At 49.0% G+C, this 22,208-nt stretch carries 21 protein-coding genes; 5 read left to right on the top strand and 16 right to left on the bottom strand.

Features of this window, described 5'->3' with window-relative positions; translation table 11 throughout:
• Positions 1–253 precede the first annotated feature (253 nt).
• On the top strand, positions 254–1,276 hold the full coding sequence (locus PPG34_RS14565) for a putative zinc-binding metallopeptidase (protein WP_313834142.1): 1,023 nt from the start codon (positions 254–256) through the stop codon (positions 1,274–1,276).
• The gene (locus PPG34_RS14570) at positions 1,273–2,310 is read left to right on the top strand and encodes a D-alanine--D-alanine ligase family protein (protein WP_313834143.1); all 1,038 of its coding nucleotides are present in this window, start codon (positions 1,273–1,275) and stop codon (positions 2,308–2,310) included. Before PPG34_RS14565 ends, PPG34_RS14570 begins: the two co-directional genes overlap by 4 nt.
• A 77-nt stretch (positions 2,311–2,387) precedes the next feature.
• Here PPG34_RS14570 and PPG34_RS14575 read toward each other — a convergent pair whose 3' ends face one another.
• From PPG34_RS14575 to PPG34_RS14605, 7 genes are all read right to left on the bottom strand, one after another.
• Positions 2,388–3,101 (bottom strand): DUF2490 domain-containing protein, encoded by a 714-nt coding sequence (locus PPG34_RS14575; RefSeq protein ID WP_313834144.1) that lies wholly within the window; start codon positions 3,099–3,101, stop codon positions 2,388–2,390.
• Between the two features lie 136 nt (positions 3,102–3,237).
• On the bottom strand, positions 3,238–3,837 hold the full coding sequence (locus PPG34_RS14580) for a DUF1579 domain-containing protein (protein WP_313834145.1): 600 nt from the start codon (positions 3,835–3,837) through the stop codon (positions 3,238–3,240).
• A gap of 281 nt (positions 3,838–4,118) precedes the next feature.
• Positions 4,119–4,616 (bottom strand): globin domain-containing protein, encoded by a 498-nt coding sequence (locus PPG34_RS14585; RefSeq protein ID WP_313834146.1) that lies wholly within the window; start codon positions 4,614–4,616, stop codon positions 4,119–4,121.
• A gap of 7 nt (positions 4,617–4,623) precedes the next feature.
• Positions 4,624–5,016: a response regulator gene (locus PPG34_RS14590; RefSeq protein ID WP_313834147.1), complete on the bottom strand. Its 393-nt coding sequence runs from the start codon at positions 5,014–5,016 to the stop codon at positions 4,624–4,626.
• Between the two features lie 49 nt (positions 5,017–5,065).
• Positions 5,066–5,485, bottom strand: a complete 420-nt coding sequence (locus PPG34_RS14595; protein WP_313834148.1) for a cupredoxin domain-containing protein — start codon at positions 5,483–5,485, stop codon at positions 5,066–5,068.
• Between the two features lie 207 nt (positions 5,486–5,692).
• The gene (locus tag PPG34_RS14600; RefSeq protein ID WP_313834149.1) at positions 5,693–6,388 is read right to left on the bottom strand and encodes a response regulator transcription factor; all 696 of its coding nucleotides are present in this window, start codon (positions 6,386–6,388) and stop codon (positions 5,693–5,695) included.
• The gene (locus PPG34_RS14605; protein ID WP_313834150.1) at positions 6,381–7,859 is read right to left on the bottom strand and encodes an ATP-binding protein; all 1,479 of its coding nucleotides are present in this window, start codon (positions 7,857–7,859) and stop codon (positions 6,381–6,383) included. Before PPG34_RS14605 ends, PPG34_RS14600 begins: the two co-directional genes overlap by 8 nt.
• Before the next feature lie 385 nt (positions 7,860–8,244).
• Here PPG34_RS14605 and PPG34_RS14610 point away from each other — a divergent pair, with 385 nt between their 5' ends.
• Positions 8,245–9,066: a transporter family protein gene (locus PPG34_RS14610; protein ID WP_313834151.1), complete on the top strand. Its 822-nt coding sequence runs from the start codon at positions 8,245–8,247 to the stop codon at positions 9,064–9,066.
• Positions 9,067–9,101: 35 nt separating this feature from the next.
• On the opposite strand, the gene PPG34_RS14615 is transcribed toward PPG34_RS14610, so the two are convergent.
• The 4 genes from PPG34_RS14615 to PPG34_RS14630 form a co-directional block, all read right to left on the bottom strand.
• Positions 9,102–9,494: a nuclear transport factor 2 family protein gene (locus PPG34_RS14615; protein ID WP_313834152.1), complete on the bottom strand. Its 393-nt coding sequence runs from the start codon at positions 9,492–9,494 to the stop codon at positions 9,102–9,104.
• 29 nt (positions 9,495–9,523) lie between these two features.
• Positions 9,524–10,687 carry an alkene reductase gene (locus tag PPG34_RS14620; protein WP_313834153.1) on the bottom strand — a complete coding sequence of 388 codons (1,164 nt, stop codon included), beginning with the start codon at positions 10,685–10,687 and terminating at the stop codon, positions 9,524–9,526.
• A 251-nt stretch (positions 10,688–10,938) separates the two neighbouring features.
• A complete protein-coding gene (locus tag PPG34_RS14625) occupies positions 10,939–11,301 on the bottom strand; it encodes a hypothetical protein (protein ID WP_313834154.1) in 363 nt (120 codons plus the stop codon).
• A gap of 65 nt (positions 11,302–11,366) precedes the next feature.
• Positions 11,367–11,822: a YHS domain-containing (seleno)protein gene (locus PPG34_RS14630; RefSeq protein ID WP_313834155.1), complete on the bottom strand. Its 456-nt coding sequence runs from the start codon at positions 11,820–11,822 to the stop codon at positions 11,367–11,369.
• A 142-nt stretch (positions 11,823–11,964) separates the two neighbouring features.
• Here PPG34_RS14630 and PPG34_RS14635 point away from each other — a divergent pair, with 142 nt between their 5' ends.
• Both PPG34_RS14635 and PPG34_RS14640 read left to right on the top strand, forming a co-directional pair.
• Positions 11,965–12,474 carry an ankyrin repeat domain-containing protein gene (locus tag PPG34_RS14635; RefSeq protein ID WP_313834156.1) on the top strand — a complete coding sequence of 170 codons (510 nt, stop codon included), beginning with the start codon at positions 11,965–11,967 and terminating at the stop codon, positions 12,472–12,474.
• Positions 12,475–12,727: 253 nt separating this feature from the next.
• A complete protein-coding gene (locus PPG34_RS14640) occupies positions 12,728–14,410 on the top strand; it encodes an acetolactate synthase large subunit (RefSeq protein WP_313834157.1) in 1,683 nt (560 codons plus the stop codon).
• Between the two features lie 174 nt (positions 14,411–14,584).
• Here the strand turns inward: PPG34_RS14640 and PPG34_RS14645 are convergent, their stop codons facing one another.
• The 5 genes from PPG34_RS14645 to PPG34_RS14665 all read right to left on the bottom strand — a co-directional run bounded on the left by PPG34_RS14645 (position 14,585) and on the right by PPG34_RS14665 (position 22,175).
• Positions 14,585–15,364 carry an RNA polymerase sigma factor gene (locus tag PPG34_RS14645; protein ID WP_313834158.1) on the bottom strand — a complete coding sequence of 260 codons (780 nt, stop codon included), beginning with the start codon at positions 15,362–15,364 and terminating at the stop codon, positions 14,585–14,587.
• 241 nt (positions 15,365–15,605) lie between these two features.
• Positions 15,606–16,652: a pyridoxamine 5'-phosphate oxidase family protein gene (locus tag PPG34_RS14650; RefSeq protein ID WP_313834159.1), complete on the bottom strand. Its 1,047-nt coding sequence runs from the start codon at positions 16,650–16,652 to the stop codon at positions 15,606–15,608.
• 246 nt (positions 16,653–16,898) lie between these two features.
• Positions 16,899–17,273 (bottom strand): DsrE family protein, encoded by a 375-nt coding sequence (locus PPG34_RS14655; RefSeq protein ID WP_313834160.1) that lies wholly within the window; start codon positions 17,271–17,273, stop codon positions 16,899–16,901.
• Positions 17,274–17,587: 314 nt separating this feature from the next.
• On the bottom strand, positions 17,588–18,151 hold the full coding sequence (locus tag PPG34_RS14660; RefSeq protein WP_313834161.1) for a TetR/AcrR family transcriptional regulator: 564 nt from the start codon (positions 18,149–18,151) through the stop codon (positions 17,588–17,590).
• A 262-nt stretch (positions 18,152–18,413) separates the two neighbouring features.
• Positions 18,414–22,175, bottom strand: coding sequence for a hypothetical protein (locus tag PPG34_RS14665; protein WP_313834162.1), 3,762 nt, complete (start codon positions 22,173–22,175; stop codon positions 18,414–18,416).
• Positions 22,176–22,208: the final 33 nt, after the last annotated feature.

The raw sequence follows: 22,208 nt of genomic DNA on the forward strand, positions 1-22,208 counted from the left end.
TAATATTCATGTTCTACGGTGATCTCAACGACAGGTTAGCCATTGATAATTTTTTTGTTTTTTTTAGGCGAGGCTTCGGATACAGTAATCTCAGCGCTTGAGCTTCTGGATTTTTTGTTTTACGTAACGGGAATCGTCTTCCTTGTTATTTAGCTGAAAAGATTTTCCATGGCAGTCGCCACTGGTAGTCGTTTAATACATTGAGTGCTTTGCATAGGTTTTTCCCCACTTAGGCTTAGATTTCAAGTTGACTATGGAACCTCAAATTTTACCTTGGGTGGATTGGTCGGATGAGCAAATCCTCGATCTTCGTTTTTGCGACTTAGGGGTCAAACTTCCTGGGAGCCCTATTGCTCCCTTTATTCGCCAATTGGACCATGAGTTGAAGCAGCGTGGATTGGAGTTTCGTCCACATTGCTGGTTGTCCGATGACTGGTTTTCCCCCGATGGCGTTCCCGGGATTGCGGTCCCCTTTTATATGGCCCATCCCCGATTGCAACGCTTGGAACTCAATCAAATGTTGGAAGTCGAAGGCGGAACCGCGGAATGGTGCTTGCGTATTCTTCGACATGAAGCGGGGCATGCCATTGAAAACGCCTATCGACTCCGGCGGCTGCGTCGTCGACAAGAATTATTTGGAATTTCCTCCCAAGCCTATCCTGATTGGTATACGCCCAAACCTTATAGTAAAAAATATGTCGTGCATCTGGACATGTGGTATGCCCAAAGTCATCCAGACGAGGATTTTGCCGAAACCTTTGCCGTATGGTTGGACCCGGAATCGAAATGGAAGCAACGCTATGCGGGGTGGCCTGCCTTCCGCAAACTTCAGTACGTGGATGATTTGATGCAGAGCCTGGTGGGAAAAACCCCTCCCGTAGCGAATAAACATCGGGTTGATCCACTTTCGAGTCAGAAGAAAACACTTCGGCAACATTATCATGAAAAGCGCGAACGATATGGCTTAGACTTTCCGGATTTTTATGAACGAGACTTACGTCGGCTCTTTTCAGATCATCCCGATTATAGCCAACATCCCCGAGCCGACCAATATTTGTCAAAAATTCGGAAAGAGGTTAGGAAGCGAGTCACGTATTGGACGGGGGAATACCAATATACCATTGACCAAGTTCTTAAAGAGATGATTGCCTATTGCCGGAAGCATAAATTGCGATTGGTGGGAACTGAGGAGCAAACAAAAATGGACTTCATGGTGTTGTTGACTGTGCAAACAATGAACTATTTGCACGGTGGTCATCATCGGGTGGCGTTATGAAAAAACTTCGCATTCTGGCTCTTATGCATGAGGATTTGGTTCCGCCGAATGATGTGGAAGGGTATGATCTTTCCACGGTGCCTTGGAAAACCGAATTTGATGTGGTGGAGACGTTAAAAGATCTGGGGCATCAAGTGTGTCCCGTGGGCGTATGGAATGATTTAGCAGTGATTCGGGATGCTATTGAAACCTTCAAGCCACACATTGTTTTTAATTTGTTAGAGGAGTTTGCCAGTCAACGAACCTACGATCAAAACGTTGTGTCTTACCTAGAGTTACTCGGTGTCCCTTACACCGGGTGTAGCCCAGGCGGGCTGATGTTGGCCCGGGATAAGGGGTGGACCAAAAAAATCTTGTCGTATCATCGAATTGCCGTGCCAGAGTTTATGGTGGTACCGGTGGGGAGAAAGGTAAAACGACCTAAACGTCTGACGTTTCCGTTGATTGTAAAATCCATGACAGAGGAGGCTTCATTGGGAATCTCCCAGGCTTCAATCGTCGAAGATGATGAAAAATTGCAAGAACGAGTCGATTTCATTCATCACAGCAATTCCGTGGGAACGGGGGCGTTGGTGGAACGGTATATCGAAGGACGGGAGCTTTATGTCGGGGTCCTGGGTAATACCCGGCTTCAAGTTCTCCCGATTTGGGAATTGGTGCTCAGTAATTTACCAGAAGATGCAAAAAAGATTGCGACGGCCAGAGTCAAATGGAGCGATAAGTATCAAAAAAAATATCAAATCCGATCGCAAGTGGCCGATGGCCTCTCTCCTGAGTTTCAACAAAAAATTCACAATGTGGCCAAACGTGTGTATCGTCATTTGGCCATTACCGGGTATGCTCGAATCGATTTACGCCTAGACCAAAACGATCACAATAAGGTGTATGTGTTAGAAGCCAACCCGAATGCCCAATTGGCCTATGGCGAAGATTTTGCCGAATCAGCGGAGCATGCCGGCCTCTCCTACTCCGACTTGCTTCAGCGGATCATTAGCCTTGGTTTGCGGAAACATGCCGACCGAAGTCAACGGTAAGGCCTAAGGATGATCCTTCTTCAGTCTGAGCTCGATGGCCCAACGCAATAATCTCCGCAGTTCATGTCTGAATATTCCTACAATTGACTCCAGTCGATAAACCATTGGAAGAGAATGATGTGATTCATCTTGTCCACAAGGTGCTGACCACTGGTATTAATGGATTGGTTTTGGTACCCAAAATCGAAACTGAGGAGGGCATTGACTGTTCGGTGAATGCCCACAAACACACGGTTTTGGTCGAATCCTGATTGGGGGCCACGGCTAATAGTATTGAGGTTGACAAATAACTCATCATAGATGACCAGTCTCCAAATTCCTTCGCTTCCGATAGGAAAATCCACTCGAAGCATTTCTCTCGCTCGTAGAGCCACGCCAATCGTACTTCGTACAAACCGTTCTTCCAGGCGGGTTCGACTGAAAATTCGCAACCCTGAAAGGGTCGGTCGATAACTCAGCTCCTGGTACAGACGATGTTCGTCTCGAAAATTGGGTTGATAGTTCGTAATCCACCCATAACCTTGCCAGAGGGAAAGATTCGGGGTGAGTTGATAGCCAAGCGCGGGACGAATCAGTAGTTGATCAATCTCGGACATGTTATCTCCGAATCGTGGATTAACCTCGAACCAGCCTCGGAAACGTTCGGACAAGGTGAGTTGATTATAGAGGGGAACCCACACCTGGCCGTCATGGTTTGGCACGGCCCAGGCCGTTTCTCCCCCTATCGTATTTGACAACCAGAGAGCCGCAATCAAAACGAATCGTCGAACTTTTTCCCAATCTGTTCTCATAACTTTTCCATCGAACTTACATCTCGCAGGATCGATACGGTTTGAGTAGGGTCGCCTTTATCTCATGGTAGCGTTGTTGCTTTCAATCAACCTGAATAAACGGTACCAGTCGACACCTTCGCATTAAGGCGACCATTTAATGCTTTCTCGTATAGGTAAGTTCCATCATTTTCATTTTGCTGCTGCCTGGATGTGTTCCGTACATGACGAACGTCTGTGTATTGGCATCTACCAATGTCCACACGGCTCGATGGCTCATGTGCCCTCCACCTGGGGCCTCATGGTGCCCGGTGAGCGTAATTGTTTTTCCGTCTGGGCTTGCCGTCCCTTCCATCATAAAAATTCCCGTGGCCATCGTGTCCATCCACGCAGTGACGTATTTTTGTTGAATATTGTCATACGCATCGATGCCAATCCCCGAGAAGGGTTGGCCCATCATTTGACCAGTGATCTCCTGGTAGAGGAAGCGTCCGCCCAGCAACATCTTCAATTCGGCACTGCCTGTGGATTCCATCGGAGGCTTGCCTGGCTCCATCCATTCTTTCATGTGGGTCGTCCAACTTCCGGCCAGGCTAGCAAACAATGTATGCGGCTCCCCTGGGGTCGCCATCTTTTGATACATCTCCATCATTTTTTGCATATCCATCGGCATGTCTGAATGCTTCTCTCCAGCATGTCCGGGAACGGTAGTCATCACGAGGAAAAAACAGATAAGTGCCAAATTCATGAATCGCATAATGCCCTCCTTTTCGTTGTGTGATTTTCTTTGATTTGAATTAATGAAATGTTACTCGTATGAGTATCCGAAGCTGAATGGACAAATCAAGAGTACTTCTTACTTGTTCATTGGCAAGTCAGGTATGGGCCGTGATTCTGAGGAATGTATTATATATAGTTCTGGTCCCGTAGAAAAAGAAGGGGTAGGCTGAGTTATTGTTGAGCTATGGAAATGAGACCCAGGTCTTTTGTTTCGGGATGAGGGCTGGATTGATCCCCCTTCCCTTGGGATGACAGGAATTAGCCTTGGTTGTGCGAGTGCGTTGGCCTGGCTCCTTGGAGCATAACCTGACTCACATCATACAAAGCCATTGACCAGGCTAAGTGCATTTCCGTGGACCAGGACTCCCCAAGAAATTCCTGAAATGTCTTGAGCAACGTGACCCGAACGGAGTCGTAATCCTGAGGGCGGACTCCATAGGTTTTATGCTTCGCCCCAAGTTCCAGAAGGGTGTGTGTCAATTCCTCACGATGACGAAATCCCTGGGCTACAACCGTTAAGGTCGACCAGAGTTTTTTGTGCTGGTCCTTCATGGAGATTCCATGGAAAAGAGGCATGAGGTTTGGGAACTCTTCAAATAACCTTTCGTAAAATCTTGTGGCAAATGCCTCTCCCTTTGGTGCAAGTTGGCTTACACTTTGATCCAACAAATGTGCCTGCCATTCCATGGGATCCAAACTCCTAGTCTTTAATCTATACCAAGGCTCTGAATGTTCAGTTTCGGTTCGAGGATACATGGCATTCTTAAAGAAAGAGCCGGACGCATAGCCATTTAAGGCGGGCAGAGTCCACGGGTTTGACAAGAAAATCCCTGGCGCCACCGATGAGGGCAAAAAGAAAATCAAAGTGCATTTTCTCTGTGCCGACCACGACAATGGGAATCTGACGGTTTTGGGCATAAAGGTTATGGAAGACATGAAGATGGGACTCCTCTTTCACGTCCAAATCTAAAATGATTCCATCGTATGGCAGGGATTTGGAGGGCTCCTTCCCAAATTTCGACCCAGACTCTACCGTTACCTGAAGCCCCATCCCATTCAAGTCATCACCCAAGGCATAGACAAATTCCTGATCTTCGGAAAGGAGGAGGATTTGATTTTGAGTTTGACTCAAAATGGGAGGGTGGCCTTCCTTCATCCTAATTTCCCTTGGAAATTTTGCGATAGGAGTAAACATGTGATGATCACTAGTGCTTGACGTTGAGGCTGATAATGGCAAACTCCACGGGACCCTCGATTCCCGAATCTGTGACGATCAATTCTCCCCGCATGATGGGATGCAATTCACAATGATAGGGATAGCGCCCTGGTTTGAGCCCAGTGATGGTAAAGCTCTCATTGGGGGGCACGGCCCCTGAATCAAAGAGGCACGGCCCTGCATTGGCACAATCATCATGTCGAACCGTGTGCGGAGAGGCCGTGGGATTCCTCCAGTGAATAGGCACCTGCGATGGAACAGCTGCTTCATAGGGCCGGTAGTAGGGAGCCCAATTTTCCATATTGATGAGCACCGGAGAGTTATTCATATTCCCGGCTTCTGCCACGTTGGCCATACCAAAGAAAATAAAAAGGGAAAAGCTCAAGCCCCATTTAATTAGGTGTGACATCACGGAATCTCCTTTTCAGCAACGTCCCCCAGCGATGCAGGGTTTTTCAATGCCTTCCATATGATATTTTTACCTCCAGGGACTGTGAAAATTCGATTCTTTGGACGACAGTTCTGCATAAAATTTCCATAAAAAATTTAGGGAAAACCATAAAAATCTGGATACCTGTGAAAAGATATAATGGTTGAGCGGAAGGAAATGTAAAATTCAGGCAGGTTCAGATTTGAAACGATAACCCACACCGGGATCAGTGAGGATAAAGCGAGGTTGGGCCGGAGTATGTTCTATTTTTTTTCGTAATTGTCTCACGAGTACCCGTAGGCTTTGTGTATCCTCCTCGTGGCCTGGCCCCCATATCGCAGTCAACAGCATGCGTCGCGTGAGGACCCTTCCGGCGTTCTGGGCCATATATTTGAGAAGTTCGAATTCCATCGGTGTGAGCTTGATCGGTTTTCCGCTGAGACAGATTTCTCGCTGTTCAAAATCGATTCCGAGATCACCAAACGTCAGGGTGGGGGTGAGATCCTTTGACCCCACGGCCCGGCGCAAGACCGAACGAATCCGTGCCACAACTTCTTCGATGCTAAAGGGCTTGGTCACATAATCGTCAGCACCCTGCTCCAAGGCTTCCACTTTCTTTTTGTCGTCTCCGATGGCCGAGAGAATGATAATGGGGAGCGGTGAACGCTCTCTAATCTTTTGGGTCAGCTCAATGCCATCGATGCCTGGCAGCAATAAATCGACAATGGCGACGTCCGCGGGACTCTGTTGTAAGAGGTCTAAGGCTTTTTCCCCGGTTTCGGCGGGGAGAACGGCATAGCCCTTCTCTTCCAGACTCATTTGCAAGCAGCGCCGGATTTCCCGCTCGTCATCGACAACTAAAATCCGTGCTCCCTTATTCATGATGAGAACTTTCTTCTGCTCCTGGTCCTGGTGGTCCCGGTTTCTGGTTATCAAAATTCAGTGGAATCGTGAAGATGAACCTGGTGGTGTGCTCAGGAACAGATTCTACCCAGATTCTACCACCATGGGCTTCGATAATGCTTTTACAAATGGCTAATCCTAAGCCAGTCCCTCGAATGCTGCGGTCTCCTCGGGAACGAACGCGATAAAACCGTTCGAAAATTTTGGGGATCTCTGTTGGGGTGATGCCCTCTCCGGTATTGGATACGCGTGCCTCAATTGAATCGTCTACGCGAACGACCTGCAGGGTAATCGCAGAGCCTGCACGAGAATATTTAATGGCATTATCTAAAAGGTTCGCCAATACTTGTTGAATTTGGACTCCGTCAATGAAGATCGGAGGCAAATCATCTTCCAAATCCAGCAGGAGTTCCCGTGCGCGTAAACTTTTCCCAAGAGAGTTAATGGCTCCTTCAACCAGGTCTTCAAAAAGTTCCCAATCGCGTTTGGGTTGGAGGGTTCCGGCTTCAATTCTGGACATGTCTAAAAGATTTTCAACGAGACGGGTGAGGTGATCAATTTCTTGATTGATCGAGTTCAAGTATTCCTTTCGGGTGGTGGAGGATTCCTCCTGGGATGAATCGAGTGCCCTTGAGACCATAGCTTTAATGGACGTCAAGGGAGTTCGAAGTTCATGTGAGACTGAGGACAACAAGGCAGACTTGAGGGTATCGCTTTGCCGTAATGCGTGAAGGACTTGGGCTTCACTGTGTCGTAAATCCTCTTGGGCTTTTTGGCGTTCGAGCGTCTCCCGCTCTCGCTCGCGGTTAACTCGTGTCACCTGCAGGGTGAGCAAGATCCCAAGAAGGCCAACCATGACGCCGACCACGATCTGTCCTTCGAGCATTTCGGTGACTTTGTCCCGAGACGCCCTAGAGAGCATCTTTACCGCGTCCTCACTGATATTGTGAAGGTCCACATATAGACCACGAAGTTCCTTCAAAGCATCTTGGTAAGGCGGATCAGTCACCGCGAGTTTGAGAAACGCATCAGCTTTGAACGTAAATTGTTGTATGAGGTCGTGTTGCTGTTCCAGGATTTGGCGGATGTCTTGAGTAGGAGCTGGTGGCAACTTCTCTGTTTCATCTTCCCCAAGATTGATGACGGCTTCTCCCCCATAGGTCAAGGCCTTCAGGGTTTCGTCCAGAATCCTGCGGGTATAGTGATAATCCGCTTCTCCCCCGTGAGAGACAAGAAGGATTTGCATCATGTGCCGGGTGTTGAGCATCCGCTGGCGACCGGCGAGATCAATGACCACCGCATCCGACCGTTGGCTTTGAAACGTCATCAAGGTGTAAACAACCATTCCCACCATCGTAATCACATACAGTGCAATGATTCCGGCAAAACTTGCGCGAATGCCAAAATTTGGCTTTAGAAATAAAGGGAGTCTGATATTTTGATGAGGCATGGTACTACCACTATATCTCAAGATGGCCGTCTTATTCAGGATAAAATTCAACGAAAGTTGGATTTCTCATGAATTTGAAAAATTGGCAAATACCCCGACGAGCGAAGGGAAAAATCCCTGAGCGATGGTGAATACCAGTTCTCATCCGGGGAAGGGGATCATTGTAAATCGCATAATAGTCTCCTTGCTGTTGAGGATATTAGTTGGTATTACCAGATTCGGAATAAACGAATTCTTTAGGACTGGGATCAGTGCGCCAAGGCTCAATGGAACTACACAAGAGCACTTTTCATGCAGAGAAACTGTCATGAACCAGGGTTTTCACTAGTACATTTTTCACCGTAATTAAACCAAGATACTTGCCAGCATGTGAAAGGAGAAAGCATTGAGAATGCACTTGTGTTGTTGGAGAGCAATCGGATTTTATGGAAGGGTATTGTGCGCGGGCCTCGCTTTGTGTGTGGGTGGTTGGGGGATCGCATCTTCAGCCATGGGCAAGGAGTTACAAGCCACGCCGTATAGACCGACGGTGTCGAATCCAGCTTATCTGCCGGTACCCAACTATGTAGAAGTTGAAATGGGTTGGCAATCTCTGAAGGCCAAGTCCACAGAGCGTCATCGGCATAGCATCCCTTATCTCCTCAAGTATGCCTTTACCGAACGAATCGGGGTATTGATCGGTGGAGAGGCCGTGGTCATGGAAGATCAAGCGAATCGTCCAACCCAAAGCGGGTTCGGCGATATCACTGGGCTTGTCAAGCTTGTCCATCCACTGAATACCATCATGCCGTCGGCATTCGGTCTTGAAGGAGGAATGAAGTTTCCTAGTGCGCCGAGCACCATTGGAACGGATCGCACGGATTTCTTACTCAATGGAATCTATAGTCTGGCCTATGGCCAATTCGGCCTGGATTTAAACCTGCTCTATACACGGTTGGGAGGTGCCCAAGGGACGCAGGGAAAAAATGAGGTGGGTTGGGTGACGACTGCCTCTTATTCCGTGACTGATCGAGTCGGTGTTGCCGGGGAATTTTTTGGCTCTCACCGGGAAGGGGTTCGGCCCTTTCTCCAATATTTAAGTGCGCTGAGCTATGCGATCACACCACGAGTCGTAGGCGATGCCGGCGTGGCGTTTGGCCTGACCGGTGCCTCACAAGAATGGACATTATTCACAGGGCTAACAATACTAACCTGGTCGCCTTTTTAAATGTATCGTAGCCGAACGGTTTTCCTTTGCATCCCTTAATACGTGTGAAACACTTTGGAGGTGATGATCCATTGGCCATCTTCTTTCAACAGCGTGAACAGATCGGTAAAGCGGAAGCCCAGCCAATTGTGGAGTTCTAGCCGTGCGGTGGCTACGGTATCCGCAACATCGATGTTCACGATGTACGCCACCAAGTCCGAGGCAGGCGGATTCGTATCCACCCAATCAAATAATATGGTGATGGGGCCGGCGAGGAGACTGGCACCAAAATATCCATGAATCGTGGCATTGTCGTGAAACGCGGGCCTCATCAGCGATGCCTTACCTTTGCGTCCACCCTGGACGTATCTCTGGATGACGGATGAGATGGCATCGAGTGCCTCTTCTTTTTCAGAAACTGTATCCTTGATAAGTACGGTGTGTGACATGGATTGCCTCCCTTTCTTCTTAAAATTGATTAAGCGACCTGAGATAAACTTTCCGTGGCTATCGTGGAGTCCAAGAATGGATAATCCGTGTAACCTTTTTCAGTCCCACCATAAAATGTTGAGGGATCCGGTTGGTTCAACGGCGCGTTCAATTTCAAACGCAAAGGCAAATCCGGATTGGCAATAAACAGGGAGCCAAAGGCGATGAGATCCGCGTCTCCGGAATTAAGCCCGGCCAAGGCTCGGCTTCGATCATAGCCGGCGTTTGCCATATACATTCCGTGAAACGCCTCTCGCAGCTTTTGCTCGTCGAACGGTTGCCCGGAACGAACGGGATAGGCCCCATCGCCGTACCGACTTCCCACCACATGGAGGTATGCGAGCCCGAATTGGTTTAATTGTTTCGCGACATTGCCAAACGTGAGGTGTGGCTGCGAGTCATACATGCTGTTAAAGATATGGACCGGCGAGATTCGCACGCCCACACGATCAGCACCCCATACCTCGGTCACCGCTTGTGTAACTTCCATCAAGAGACGTGCCCGATTCTCAACTGATCCACCATAGGCATCGGTACGATGATTCGTGCCATCACGCAAAAATTGATCAAGGAGGTAGCCGTTGGCTCCGTGAATTTCCACGCCATCAAATCCGGCTTTGAGTGCGTTGCGGGCAGCGTCGCGAAATTGTTCGATGATCCCTGGAATTTCGGAGGTCTTGAGTGCGCGCGGGGTCACCATTGGCTGAAGGCCCTGGTATGTGTAGGCGTCCCCGTCTGGCTTGATGGCTGACGGTGCGACCGGCAGTGCTCCGTTGGGTTGCAGGGACGGGTGAGAGATTCGACCTACATGCCACAGCTGGAGAAAGATGCGCCCGTGTTGTTGATGGACGGCCTCCGTGACTTTTTTCCAGCCTTTCACTTGCTCTTTCGTATGAATGCCCGGCGTGTTCGGATAACCGACCCCTTGCGCAGAAACCTGGGAGGCCTCCGTGATGATCAGGCCCGCCGTCGCACGTTGGGCGTAATATTCAACATTCAGAGGTTGGGGTATATTGCCTGCGCCAGCTCGATTTCTGGTAAGCGGTGCCATCACGATTCGATTGGATAATTCGTAAGGTCCGAGACGAACCGGTCTCGTGAGGATGTCTTCAATTACGTTGAGGGGCATAGGTGTTGAGGCGGCCGTCTGCATGGAGAATCTCCCTTGAATGAACGAGTTGGTGTTGAGTAAAAAATCTAAGATCATACTGTCGCGCTATTACAAGGTGCATGCCATGTGGTGAGTTTGCACAAGTGCTTGATTTTGAAGAATATAAGAAAATCCATCTCATTGATCCTCATTGAACAATCTAGTGACATTTCGTGGGTGACGAAAACTCGTTGTGAGTCCGCGGCCTATAGTCTGTGACGCAAGGCCTTCCAGCAAACAGGACAGCCGTCCTGTTACGCCGCAGTTCTCGTAGACTCCAAGGTAAGGTTCAGATTGTTAATTTGTGTGTGGGAATGCTCCCGTCCGGTTCTCCGAGTGGGGAGCATGAACCCCGCATCTTCTAATGTTTTTCCCGATACCGTGGACCATTGAGAATGACCAGGTATCTCTTCCAGCAGTGTATAAAGAGAAAACCCTTCTGTGTGGTTTGCGCCTTCCTGCCATCCGACATAAAACGCTGGGGCGACAAGACGTTTCTTCTGCCCAACGATTTTATGTGGCAAGCGCATTCGCCCTGGTGTCTTGAATACGGGAACCAGGTTTCCTGGAATCCTTCTCGGGAGTTGTAGATTTCTGCCTTGATTGAATGTCGTCATGATCCTCACCATATTCTAAAACGGCCCGTGGGCGTATGGCCCACGGGCGTTCTCTTGGTATGTCATCAAAGATCCGCTGGGGCTTTGTCTCGGATCTCTTTCCAATTTTCATTCGCAGTCTTGATGTGACCTGGTATATCTTTGTTCCATTTGGCTTGAATGTTTCGATCCAAATTCACGTAAAGTGTTCCATTCACGATCTTCCAGACTTCTGGGTCGGCCACGAATTTCTTTCCAACCGCCACGCCATAGGCGCACCATCCCCCATAGGCTGGGGCATACTTGCTCGGGTTGGCTTCGAAAATGTCTTTGTGTTTTTCACTGGAGAACGCATAGGTCACGCCCTGGTAATCTGCGACATGATACCCGCTGCCGCGTTTGGCCGCGCCTTCGGTGAAGTAGGCGACCGGATCATAGCCACCAATGCCTGGTGTGCTATGGGCGACATCTTGGGCGAACACCGGGGTGGCCACCATGGCGACGAACAAGGCGACCACTGGTAAAAAGGTTTTAACGTTCATGGTGTATCTCCTTTTCAGCGTTTGAAGGTTGTTGTGGTTAATGTATACAGATCTGTATATTTCGAATGTAGTATACTCAACGGATCATTCGTTACAGGGGGAAGAAAAAATTAGTGCTCAATGAAAAAGGGAATGGTGGGACATGGCCAATGAACTCCACATCCACGAAGCGTTTAAAAATGGCGATCTTTCAGCGCTAAAACTGGCGTTAGGTGATCCCCCGGATTTTCCAAACTGTTGCGGACCATTGGGTATCGGTGTGGTGTTGGAATATGCCATTTACCATAGCCCCCTCGCGTTTATACAAACGCTCCTGGAATTGGGCGCGAATCCCAACTATGAAGATCATGCAGGCTTTCCTTCCCTCATCGCGGCGTTGTCTTGCCCCGAGCGATCGGACCGACCAGAACTCCTGAAACTGTTGCTCACCTTCGGCGCCGACATTCAGCAGCGGGGCGTGAACGACTATACGCCCCTGCACTATGCCGCGGCTGGGAACGACGTTCCCATGATTGAGTTTCTCTTAGCGCATGGAGCGAATCCTGATGCCAAAACAAGGGTCGATGATTATGCGACGCCCCTGGAGGAGGCCCAGCTCTTGGGACAGAAAGAAGCTGTCGCACGGTTAACGCCAAAAGATGAACGAAAATGACGTTGTTGGGAATTCCGCGTGATGGCGCAACATGAGTTGGTACTCACGACTCATGCCAAACTCCTCATATTCTCTTACTGGCGCCTCTAATTTCTGATGGGGTGGTGCTCTCCATCTCAGGAATGGTATGGCATAATGCTACTGAACCCCATAATCAAAAAAGATTGAAATGCTCTAAGCAGGAGCGAATTTTTTCGGGAGTAGGCCTTTCGTCGAGTCTTTCTCGATGAGGAAATAAGGAAGGACACAAAAAATGGCGCGTAGGAACGACAGCGATCAACAGTCGAGGAAAAAACTCAAAGCATCGGATCTCCTTGTACGTGCCTTGGAAGCAGAAGGTGTGGAATATGTGTTCGCGCTTCCAGGTGAGGAAAATCTGGATTTGGTTGAGTCCTTGCGACAGTCAAGCATCAAGCTGGTGTTAACCCGACATGAGCAGGGGGCTGGATTCATGGCCGCTACGTATGGCCGTCTTTGCGGGAAGGCCGGTGTGTGTTTGACGACCTTGGGTCCTGGCGCGACGAACCTGGCCACTCCGGCCGCGTTTGCGCAGCTTGGGGGGATGCCGCTTCTGATGATCACCGGTCAAAAACCCATTAAACAATCCAAGCAAGGGCAGTTTCAGATTGTGGATATTGTCAGTTTATTTTCGCCGATCTGCAAAATGGCCAAACAGATTGTTCATGGTAATACCATTCCTGCGCTCGTCCGCGAAGCCTTTCGCTTGGCTGAGGAGGAACGCCCCGGACCCGTGTTATTGGAGTTGCCCGAAGATATTGCCGCGGAGGAGACGACCCAACCGGTGCTGACACCTCACGTTCGGCATTATGCGGTTGCCGATGATGCCGTGCTTCAGGAAGCGGTGGGTCTTATCAAGGCTGCGAGGATGCCGTTGGTGCTCATCGGGGCTGGGGCAAATCGGAAAGAGGCGCATCGCGCGTTGTCGAATTTTATCGAGACCACCCGTATTCCTTTTTTTACGACCCAAATGGGCAAGGGGGTGGTTGATGAACGTTCTGATTTCTTTCTGGGCACGGCAGCGTTATCCTCCGGCGATTATCTTCACTGCGCCATTGATCGAGCAGATTTGATCATTAATATCGGACATGATGTGATAGAAAAACCGCCGTTTTTCATGACGGAAAGTGGGAAGAAAGTCATTCATATCAATTACAAAGCCGCCCGGGTTGACGAAGTGTATTTCCCACAGCTGGAAGTCGTGGGTGACGTGGCACGGTCGGTGACGCGTCTACAGGAAAAACTTGGTGGGCCCGTTTCCTGTGATACCGCCTATTTCGATACCGTTCGTGGTGAAATTGAAACCCATATTGCGGAAGGACATGACGATCTTCAATTTCCCATCATTCCCCAGCGTCTGGTAGCAGATACGAGAAAGGTCATGGGTGACGCCGACATCATTGCGTTGGACAATGGGATTTATAAAATTTGGTTTGCGCGAAATTACAAAGCCCATCAACCCAACACGGTGCTCTTGGATAATGCGTTGGCCACTATGGGCGCGGGGCTATCGTCAGCCATGGCGGCCGCGATGCTGTATCCTGATCGGCGTGTCATGGCGATTTGTGGAGACGGTGGATTCATGATGAATAGCCAAGAGCTGGAAACGGCGATTCGGTTGAAGCTGAATCTAGTGGTGACGATATTGAATGATTCCGCGTATGGCATGATTCGATGGAAGCAAACGGCCTCCGGATTTGAGGATTGGGGATTGGAATTTGGTAATCCTGATTTTGTGAAGTATGCTGAAAGCTTTGGCGCCACCGGCCATCGCGTTCAAGCAACGGAAGATCTCGTTTCAATTTTTGAACAGGCCTTTACGGCTGGCGGGGTTCATCTCATCGATCTGCCGATTGAATATTCCGAAAACCAAAAAGTCTTGGTTGAGGAACTCGCACAGAAGGTCTGCAAGCTCTAAATGCGTTTGACGAATAGGCAACGAGAGGGAGCTGGCCATTGATCAAGAAGGAATGAAGGCAGTCACACGTGTAGATCTATGGAAGCCTAACCTCTCCCTTCCAACTTTTCCCTCTTCGGAAAAAGTTTCCCTCCTGACAAAGGAGGGGAATAAAGAATCAAAAATCATCATCAGTTAAGCTCCTGGCGAAGAGGTTTGCATGTAATCATTAAGTGCCGAACGAACTTTGGATCGGCCCCGATGCAAGAGCACGCGTTGGTTGGATGGCGAGATAGTCAAGAGCTCACAAATTTCTTCGGACTCGAGGCCTTCGATATCACGGAGAATCATGACCTGCCGTTGATTCGCCGGAAGGGAATGGATGGCGTTCTCCATGAGCGCCATGCCTTCCTTCGATAACAGCCGCCGTTCCGGTGTCTGTTCATCCCAAGTGGATGGAGGTAACGCCCAATGTCCGGCAAGGGCACCAGATGTGTGAAACCGTTCCGGCTCCAAACCAAGATCATCATCTTCATCACCCGGGAACGTAGCTTCGGTAAACGATACATACCGGCTTTCGCGTTTCCCTCGGGTCTTGGCACGGTTGGTCAGAATTTGAAAGATCCACGTTTTCAAAGAAGACCGGCCTTCAAATCGATGAATGCCCTCCAGTACACCCATCCACGTTTCTTGAACCACTTCTTCCGCCACGGCGTCGGAGGGCACATAAGACTTGGCCAGTCGTAGCAAACGAGTATGGTGGCGGTCGACCAACGAGCCGAATGCCGCTTCATCTCCATTGCGGAGAGCGTGCAGCAATTCCTGCTCTGGGGACTCAGCATCCAGCACGACAGATTGATATTGTACTGAGTTTAGGGCCGGGGAGTCAGGAATGAGTTCTCCCAAAGAATATTCAAGTTCGTTTATGGCCACGGAAACAGAATGCGTAAGTGAAGGTTGAGTAGAATTCATCATGGTCCGGCCTCTTAATAAATTGGGTTAAGGATTGTATTGGTCCTTTGTATCTTTGGGGCTGTTGAATACAGTAGGTAATGCAAGTTCCAGGTAAGCTCGACATCACCAATGGGATGGGAATGTTCAAAAAAGTCCGTCCAGCAAGGCCGCAGTCTTTTTGACGCGCGGAGCGTACGCTGAGTACGTGAGCACGGCAAAAGGGCGAGAACGCCGCTGGCGGCTTTTTTCAACATTCCCATTGTTAGTCGTGAGCAATCGGTGTTGGGTTGTATGGCGACGCATCCAAAAACTCCCAGGTCACGGGAGCGGCGGGCGTGGTCTCCAACCAGCGATCAATGTGCAGTAGCCAATACCGTTTGGTGCCACCGGTCTCATCAGGCAGATTGTCCACGTCATAAAGAATCTCCGGTCGGCCAATCAGTTGCAGCGTGCGACCGGACTCGAAATCGGGAAAGATCAACCCGGCGCGGGGATGCGCCGTAAAGTTGCCCAGGGTGTTGAACATGGAGTTACCAATGTAATCCGGGATGCGAAGGGTCCGATCATCGACAATGTTCACGAATCCGGATTGGCCGCCACGGTGCGACGCATCCACACCCCGTTCGGGATGCATGCTCGCCACAAAAAACGTGTCGGCTTGGGAAATGATGGAACGTTGGGTAAGACCAAGCCCCTCCCCCGAAGCGGTGGAGATCGGCACCAGGTCGAATCCAGCCGAGTCGAGTCCGATTGACGAAAGCGTCAAGTGGCGTTTCTGAATATACTTGGGGCAATTGGGATACGACTCGTCCACATGAAGTTGCAGCACGGAATCGGAGACGCGGGTAATCCGGCCGTTGATCCGCAACCGTCGACGCGAGGCCAGTTCTATAGCCAACATGCCGACGCTAGGATTGCGTTGAATGTTCTTCCAGAAAGGATCGTCAGGATTCGGCAGCATGCGGCTGAGGTCGAAGGTGACCGTGCGGTCATCCTCCGCATGCATGAATCCCGGCGTGCCGATGAAGAACGAAGCCCACACATGGTCATCCTGGTCCAAGCTGCCAAAAACCGCCATGGGCAGTTGATTCAAAAAACGCAACGCCCCTTTAATGATGGAATCTTGAATCACGCGCGAATTCATCGCGCCCTCATCCAAAACTCCCACACGATCCTGCACCGCTAATTCACCTTCGTGATATGGGTTTTCAATCTTCATAGTCCTGCTCCTTAAACCTCTTTTCCTCCCCTTTGTAAGGGGCGCAATTTCCAAAGGGAACTGCGGGTGGGGTAGCCCTCCTAATCCCATCCTCCCCTTTGTAAGGGGAGGGAAGGTGGGGTAGAGTCTTTCACGCTTTTATCTGTTCTCATGACAATCAATAATTCTACTGACCTTCTCTACCTCCCAACTTTTCCCTCTTCGGAAAAAGTTCCCGTCCTTACAAAGGAGGGGAACCAAGACCCAATAACGTGACTAAGACTAAGTAGGCTTGCTTTTCCCTTTCCTCCCCTTTGTAAGGGGAGGATAAAGGTGGGGTAGAATCTTCGATTCGAGTTAAAACGTAAGAACCGTCGAACCTTCCGCAACAGCCGTGCGAAAACTGTTCAATCCGGAAGTGCCGGGAATCGGATTGTTCTTAATCAAATCAAAACCGGACTTCTGCGCTTCCTCTGCACCGCCGAACACATCAGCACAGCCACAAGACACACCGGCGACTTGATCCTTCACCGCCTCAAACAACTCATGCGCCGGGTGATCTTTCTTGGTGAGCTCACCAATCCAGCGCGTGCCCGCACCTTGAAACACAACAGACACCTCGTCGCCCGCCTGTTTAAAGTCATAAGCCGAGGCCAACCCATTAAACACGCGACCGAGAGCTTCCTCTGAACCATTCTTGGGATCTGAAAAAATAGCGACGGTGACTTTCATAATGTAGTCCTCCTAAAAAGTTGAAAGTGAATGATATTACCGAACGTTCGGTATAGTTATAGGGCAAAAAATATATGCCCCGGGTAGAGTTCTTAATTCATTCCTCTCCTTTGTAAGGAGAGGATAGGTGAGGTAGAGTTTTCCACGCTTTTGTTGGTTTTCATCACATTGGATAAGTTCATAAAGCGCCCTCTTACTCCCCACCGCCCCTCCTTGCAAAGGAGGGGAACAGAGAAAAGTCTTCCTCCTATTCCTCCCTTTTCTAAGGGGGCGAAGGTCCGAAGAGGGCATGAGCAGGTGGGGTAGAGTCCTCATCAATTCTTCCGTAACAAAGTCCTCGGCAAATCATCGAGCATGCGTTCAAACGGCCCATAATCCTTTATCACGCGGGCGACCACCAACGTACCTTGAATCTGACTCACGGCATCTTGCGCCTGCTGCTTCGCTTTCTTTGGGGAGACGCCAGCTTCACGCGCAACCTTCGCGAGTCCATCCACCCACGCGCTCATCCCTTGCCGGATATTCTGTTGAATGATGTTGTCATTTGACCCAAAGGAAAGGGAATCAAATAAGCAACAATTCTTGCCTCCGGCATAAAACGCGTGGAGTTCCTTCCCCATATTCCGGATGCGTTCTTCCGGGGTTCCCGGGCCGGAAAGTGGACCTAAAACCCTTGTCGCGAGCCATTCCCCCGCGCGGCCCAACACGGCTTTGGCCATGTCTTCCTTTCCTCCGGGGAATCGGTGATACAGACTGGCACGTTGGAGACCCGTGGCCTCCGAAATGACGCTCAGGCTCGCCCCTTCATACCCGTAGGTTCGAAACACGTGCATGAGCCGGTTCAGTAATTCATCTTCATGGACTTTTGTGATGGGCATGCTTGCTCCTTGGTTGCCGCATTATTTACCGAACGTTCGGTATAAGTCAAGAGTCAAATGAAAAAAAGTTTTGTTACAGCTCAAGGGAGAAAAAATAAATATGTATAGGAGGGGATGTTAAAGAAACAAAGTTTGAAAAATGTCTAAAAAATTAAATGGTTATAGTTATAAGATGATGCTAAGGAAGAATGACTTTTGTCCTCACCATTGGACTGTTCAATGTGGTTTGGAAATTTATGAACTGAAAAGAATCAATGAAATATTACGTTTGTCTTCGTATTTCGGCTTCTATTCTATGCCGGTGTGAAGATTGAGCAAACCATTCAGAAATACTTCTAAGCAACTGGGAGACATGGGGATGTGTAAGGCGACGCTGATCTGCCCATTGTGCATACTGAGCGGAAAGTTCCGCGTCGGGTTCCCCTTCTCCAACATAGCGAAAACCTGGCTTTGCAACTGCTCCTCCAGAGAATCCACTTGAGATTTGGGGAGACCAGTATCGCTCCAAAACATTACAAACGTGTTCTGGTGGCCAGGGTTCTGCCGCATTGATGTCTGCTCTCGCCAATGCACCACCAATTGTCTTTTCAGCGTCTTCTTTTCTGTTTACTGTATCGGCTACATCTAATGCCTGTTCAATCCAGGAGTGAAGCATCTGTTCGTTGTTCGCATTAGTTCCATTGAGTCCAGGAAGAGAGTCAAATTCATTAAGAATTCTATATGCAACATGGAATAAGGCTTCATCATGACCATTAGTAGACTCTTCTTGCTCAGATTGCTGTTCCTGGTCTTCAGGCGGATAAAGAATTTTGAGAAGCTCTACAAAAAAACCTGGATTATTTTTGAGATGGGTTTTGATTGCTGGGTAGCCTCGTCCCCGACGTTCAATCAATGGGAAATGAGCAATTTCCAATCCAACTAATTTTTCGATCGGAACATCATTATTTCTATCAAGACATTCAAATAGGCTTGTGACAGTGTATCCAAAGTTATTCGTAGCGATGGGATTCGGGAGTCTTTCTAAAACCTCAGGCAACCTTTTTAATGCCCCTATTACAAGATCACTTGGAACTGGGCAGTGCGCGAAGGCAATGGTGTATATTGCTCGTTCGACTCTGTGATAGCGTAACATTGATTTGACAGCACGCACTACTTCTTCAGGGTTATTTCTCCTGTCCAAATCACCGTTCTCCCAATACGTACTGGCAGCATCCTCGCCTCGTTCTTCGACTGCATCCCAAACAATGGAGCAGGATGGTAATCCCAAGGAGAACTTGGCAAATTCCTCGTCAGACAACGAAGTCGCATATCTTTGAATAAAGGCAGGGATTTCTAGTCCTTCAATTCTAAACAGTTCCCCAACCAAAGAACGGGCAATGGTTAACGCCCTTACATCAGGCTGATTCAAGAAGTGCAAAAGTATAGCTTTCCTCTGATCCTGGTTGATTTCAAGGTGCGCAATTGCTTCTCCCACAAGTCCTGATGGATCTATGGTTCCTGCCAGGCGCTCCAAGGATTGAACGCCCCCGTCTTCAAATATCCTTTTAGCTGCTTCTATACGACGAATCTTTATATTTTCCTCTCCATTCTCCCACAAAAGATCAGGCCTTATATCCGCAAAAAGCCATTGAAAAACCTCTACCGGGTCTGATGGTTCAACCGATATGGCTAATTGTTCAATGCGATCGATTTCCTGAGGATGTAAAGCCCAGTCCGTATGAGAAAACGCTCGATGATGACGGACCAGTTTCATTATTTGATGGTAGAGGGGAATCGTTGATAACGAGTGCCCATCTATTGAACTGATGAATGCCTCCAGAGATTCCATTACCTTGGTTCTTCCATTAGGATGGAGATCACTTAAGACATGAACAAGGTCTATCCGTCTCTGAATCTGACTGCCGCCAATCTCAAACAGAAGGTCAAGTAAATGTTCCACTCGACTCTGATACTCCCCCCAGGTTTCTGGGATATCAGGCGTAGAGTTTATTTCACGAAACTGGGGAGGGTATTTAACAAGACGCATTTGTGGTCCTGGTAGTAATGAGACTAGTAACGGCCATGCCGCTTCTGGATTGTCGAGGCCAAGCGATCGAAGGAAAGGGAGTTGGCTTGCAAAGGGTTCACCGTTTGCTGGCTCCCTAAGACAAAAAGTTTCAAGGAAGGTAGTACGTGGCGTTGGTTCAGAATTGCCGCCGGGATCTAGCTGGTTGAGTTTAAGAAGGGCTTCCGCGCAACGCCTTAGATGTTCGGAAAACCATCGAACCCTCTCTATTGCCCACATTATGTAAACGATGGATGAAGTAGAGAACAGGGAGTTAGCATTGTCGAACAATCGTCTGGCTGACTCTTCATTGGCAAGCAGAAATTCTAAGCAGTCAAGGAATTGGTCAGGCGCGGCTTCAGCAAGGTCGGGCAAATGAACTTGTAAAGACAGCCATCGTTCAATATCCCCAGCTGGCGATAGGCACTCTGAAAGAATATGTCTTCCTATGGACGTAGCACTTGGGTGCACCACGAGCCTCAAGCGATCTTCAGCACCCGCCAGCCTTACAAGTTGTTCAACCATTCCTTCTCGCATCAGTTTAGATTCACTAAATTCCATTCCATAAATCGGGCCTGCCCAACGGTGTCCGGACGGTAGATCAAGAGTAGGATCCCGTTGACTTAACAAATTGATAAGAACAGTTGTATATCTGTCCCATGCTGTTTGAGTAAGATAAGGTGCTAGGAGGGACAAAGCATCCAAAGGCGAGGCGAGAAGATATGTGTCACCGTACTGCCGCACGGGCGCATCGGTCGTGTGAATCCATTGGTTTAATTGGTCTTCGACAATTGCATAGGGCTGTCCTGCAAGTTCGGCGACCACTTTTCGATCCCCTTCGTGGTTTCGGTTCCAGCGACCTGCCAGCAACAAAGGAATTAGGGCTTGAGCACAGTCAGGTGTTGCCCATGGAGGGGAGCGCCGTTCCGGCGCCTTGGCAAGTTGCCGCATCAAAACCTGAAGACTCCGTCCCGAATTGTTAGAAAGTTTCCGCGCTTTTATTTCTTCTAGTCCAGCAGATTGGAGAGCAGTTCGAAGTTGTTCTCTTTCAAGCCAAGGGGCAATGATCATTCCATCCTGGGTTTTCCCATCCCATCCGCTGGGAATTACCACCCAGTGTGCATTTCCAGTTAAATCCCCTAAGCCCAGATGTCCACGGTTAAACAAAGGCATAAATATGAGGGGGCGGTTTGTAGCCGTTATTTGTCGCCATGCTTCTTCATCATGAACGACTACAGCATTAGCAAAGAGATATTCCATTGTGGGTCCGCCTGCTTTTTGTGCCCACGCACAAAGTAAGAGTAATGATTCATCAAGGGTATCTGCTCTAATCCGAAGAATTTGATTCACTCCTTCAGCCCAATTTTCAAACTTTCCATATAAAGATTCACGACCTGCTAAGATTATGTCGGGTGTCAGTTCAGGTTCTGAGTCCGAAATAACGCGACGCCAAAAATCGACGAGCGCTTCAACTCCGTCGGGTTGCTTGCCAATCGATCTCGCAAACCAGGAGCTAACCCCTGGGCACTGCTCTAACCACAATTCAAGATTGTCAGCATCAATGATGGTTACTTTTTTCCAACCCCCTTTCCTGGCTTTTTCTTCCGCCCATTTGGTTTTATTTTCTTTCCTGTACAGCCATCGGCGAGGGGTTACGAATAAAAATGTTGTCTCTTTACGGATTTTCTTTGGAGTTTCTTTATTGCGTTTTTCAAAGTCATCATTAGCCTTTTTTTTGGCATTTTTATTTTTGCCAAATTCCCAGACGGATAAACCATTAGGGACGGGAAATGAACAGGATTCTGCATGTAGTTGTCCGTCCCAACCAGGTCGGAAAATGCTATCGCCACCGGGAAAGGCTAGACTACCAATTTGGCTAGCAGAGGCAAGAACTAGTCGTCGAATAAGGAGGGGTAGATCTTCCTCGGCCTTACGAGTGTTCGCCCACTGTTCAAGGTCTGTTGCAGTTACCCAACGCATGACTGAATCCTGGTGTATCGTTTTACTCTATAA

Source organism: Candidatus Nitronereus thalassa (assembly GCF_032191465.1).
Taxonomy (GTDB): Bacteria; Nitrospirota; Nitrospiria; order Nitrospirales; family UBA8639; genus Nitronereus; species Nitronereus thalassa.

Coding starts and splice junctions, on each gene's coding strand:
- PPG34_RS14605 (WP_313834150.1), bottom strand. CDS start 7,859: ATGCCTCATCAAAATATCAGACTCCCTTTATTTCTAAAGCCAAATTTT.
- PPG34_RS14640 (WP_313834157.1), top strand. CDS start 12,728: ATGGCGCGTAGGAACGACAGCGATCAACAGTCGAGGAAAAAACTCAAA.
- PPG34_RS14645 (WP_313834158.1), bottom strand. CDS start 15,364: ATGATGAATTCTACTCAACCTTCACTTACGCATTCTGTTTCCGTGGCC.
- PPG34_RS14660 (WP_313834161.1), bottom strand. CDS start 18,151: ATGCCCATCACAAAAGTCCATGAAGATGAATTACTGAACCGGCTCATG.
- PPG34_RS14575 (WP_313834144.1), bottom strand. CDS start 3,101: ATGAGAACAGATTGGGAAAAAGTTCGACGATTCGTTTTGATTGCGGCT.
- PPG34_RS14620 (WP_313834153.1), bottom strand. CDS start 10,687: ATGCAGACGGCCGCCTCAACACCTATGCCCCTCAACGTAATTGAAGAC.
- PPG34_RS14615 (WP_313834152.1), bottom strand. CDS start 9,494: ATGTCACACACCGTACTTATCAAGGATACAGTTTCTGAAAAAGAAGAG.
- PPG34_RS14625 (WP_313834154.1), bottom strand. CDS start 11,301: ATGACGACATTCAATCAAGGCAGAAATCTACAACTCCCGAGAAGGATT.
- PPG34_RS14580 (WP_313834145.1), bottom strand. CDS start 3,837: ATGCGATTCATGAATTTGGCACTTATCTGTTTTTTCCTCGTGATGACT.
- PPG34_RS14595 (WP_313834148.1), bottom strand. CDS start 5,485: ATGTCACACCTAATTAAATGGGGCTTGAGCTTTTCCCTTTTTATTTTC.
- PPG34_RS14570 (WP_313834143.1), top strand. CDS start 1,273: ATGAAAAAACTTCGCATTCTGGCTCTTATGCATGAGGATTTGGTTCCG.
- PPG34_RS14585 (WP_313834146.1), bottom strand. CDS start 4,616: ATGTATCCTCGAACCGAAACTGAACATTCAGAGCCTTGGTATAGATTA.
- PPG34_RS14635 (WP_313834156.1), top strand. CDS start 11,965: ATGGCCAATGAACTCCACATCCACGAAGCGTTTAAAAATGGCGATCTT.
- PPG34_RS14655 (WP_313834160.1), bottom strand. CDS start 17,273: ATGAAAGTCACCGTCGCTATTTTTTCAGATCCCAAGAATGGTTCAGAG.
- PPG34_RS14590 (WP_313834147.1), bottom strand. CDS start 5,016: ATGAAGGAAGGCCACCCTCCCATTTTGAGTCAAACTCAAAATCAAATC.
- PPG34_RS14665 (WP_313834162.1), bottom strand. CDS start 22,175: ATGCGTTGGGTAACTGCAACAGACCTTGAACAGTGGGCGAACACTCGT.
- PPG34_RS14600 (WP_313834149.1), bottom strand. CDS start 6,388: ATGAATAAGGGAGCACGGATTTTAGTTGTCGATGACGAGCGGGAAATC.
- PPG34_RS14650 (WP_313834159.1), bottom strand. CDS start 16,652: ATGGGATTAGGAGGGCTACCCCACCCGCAGTTCCCTTTGGAAATTGCG.
- PPG34_RS14565 (WP_313834142.1), top strand. CDS start 254: ATGGAACCTCAAATTTTACCTTGGGTGGATTGGTCGGATGAGCAAATC.
- PPG34_RS14630 (WP_313834155.1), bottom strand. CDS start 11,822: ATGAACGTTAAAACCTTTTTACCAGTGGTCGCCTTGTTCGTCGCCATG.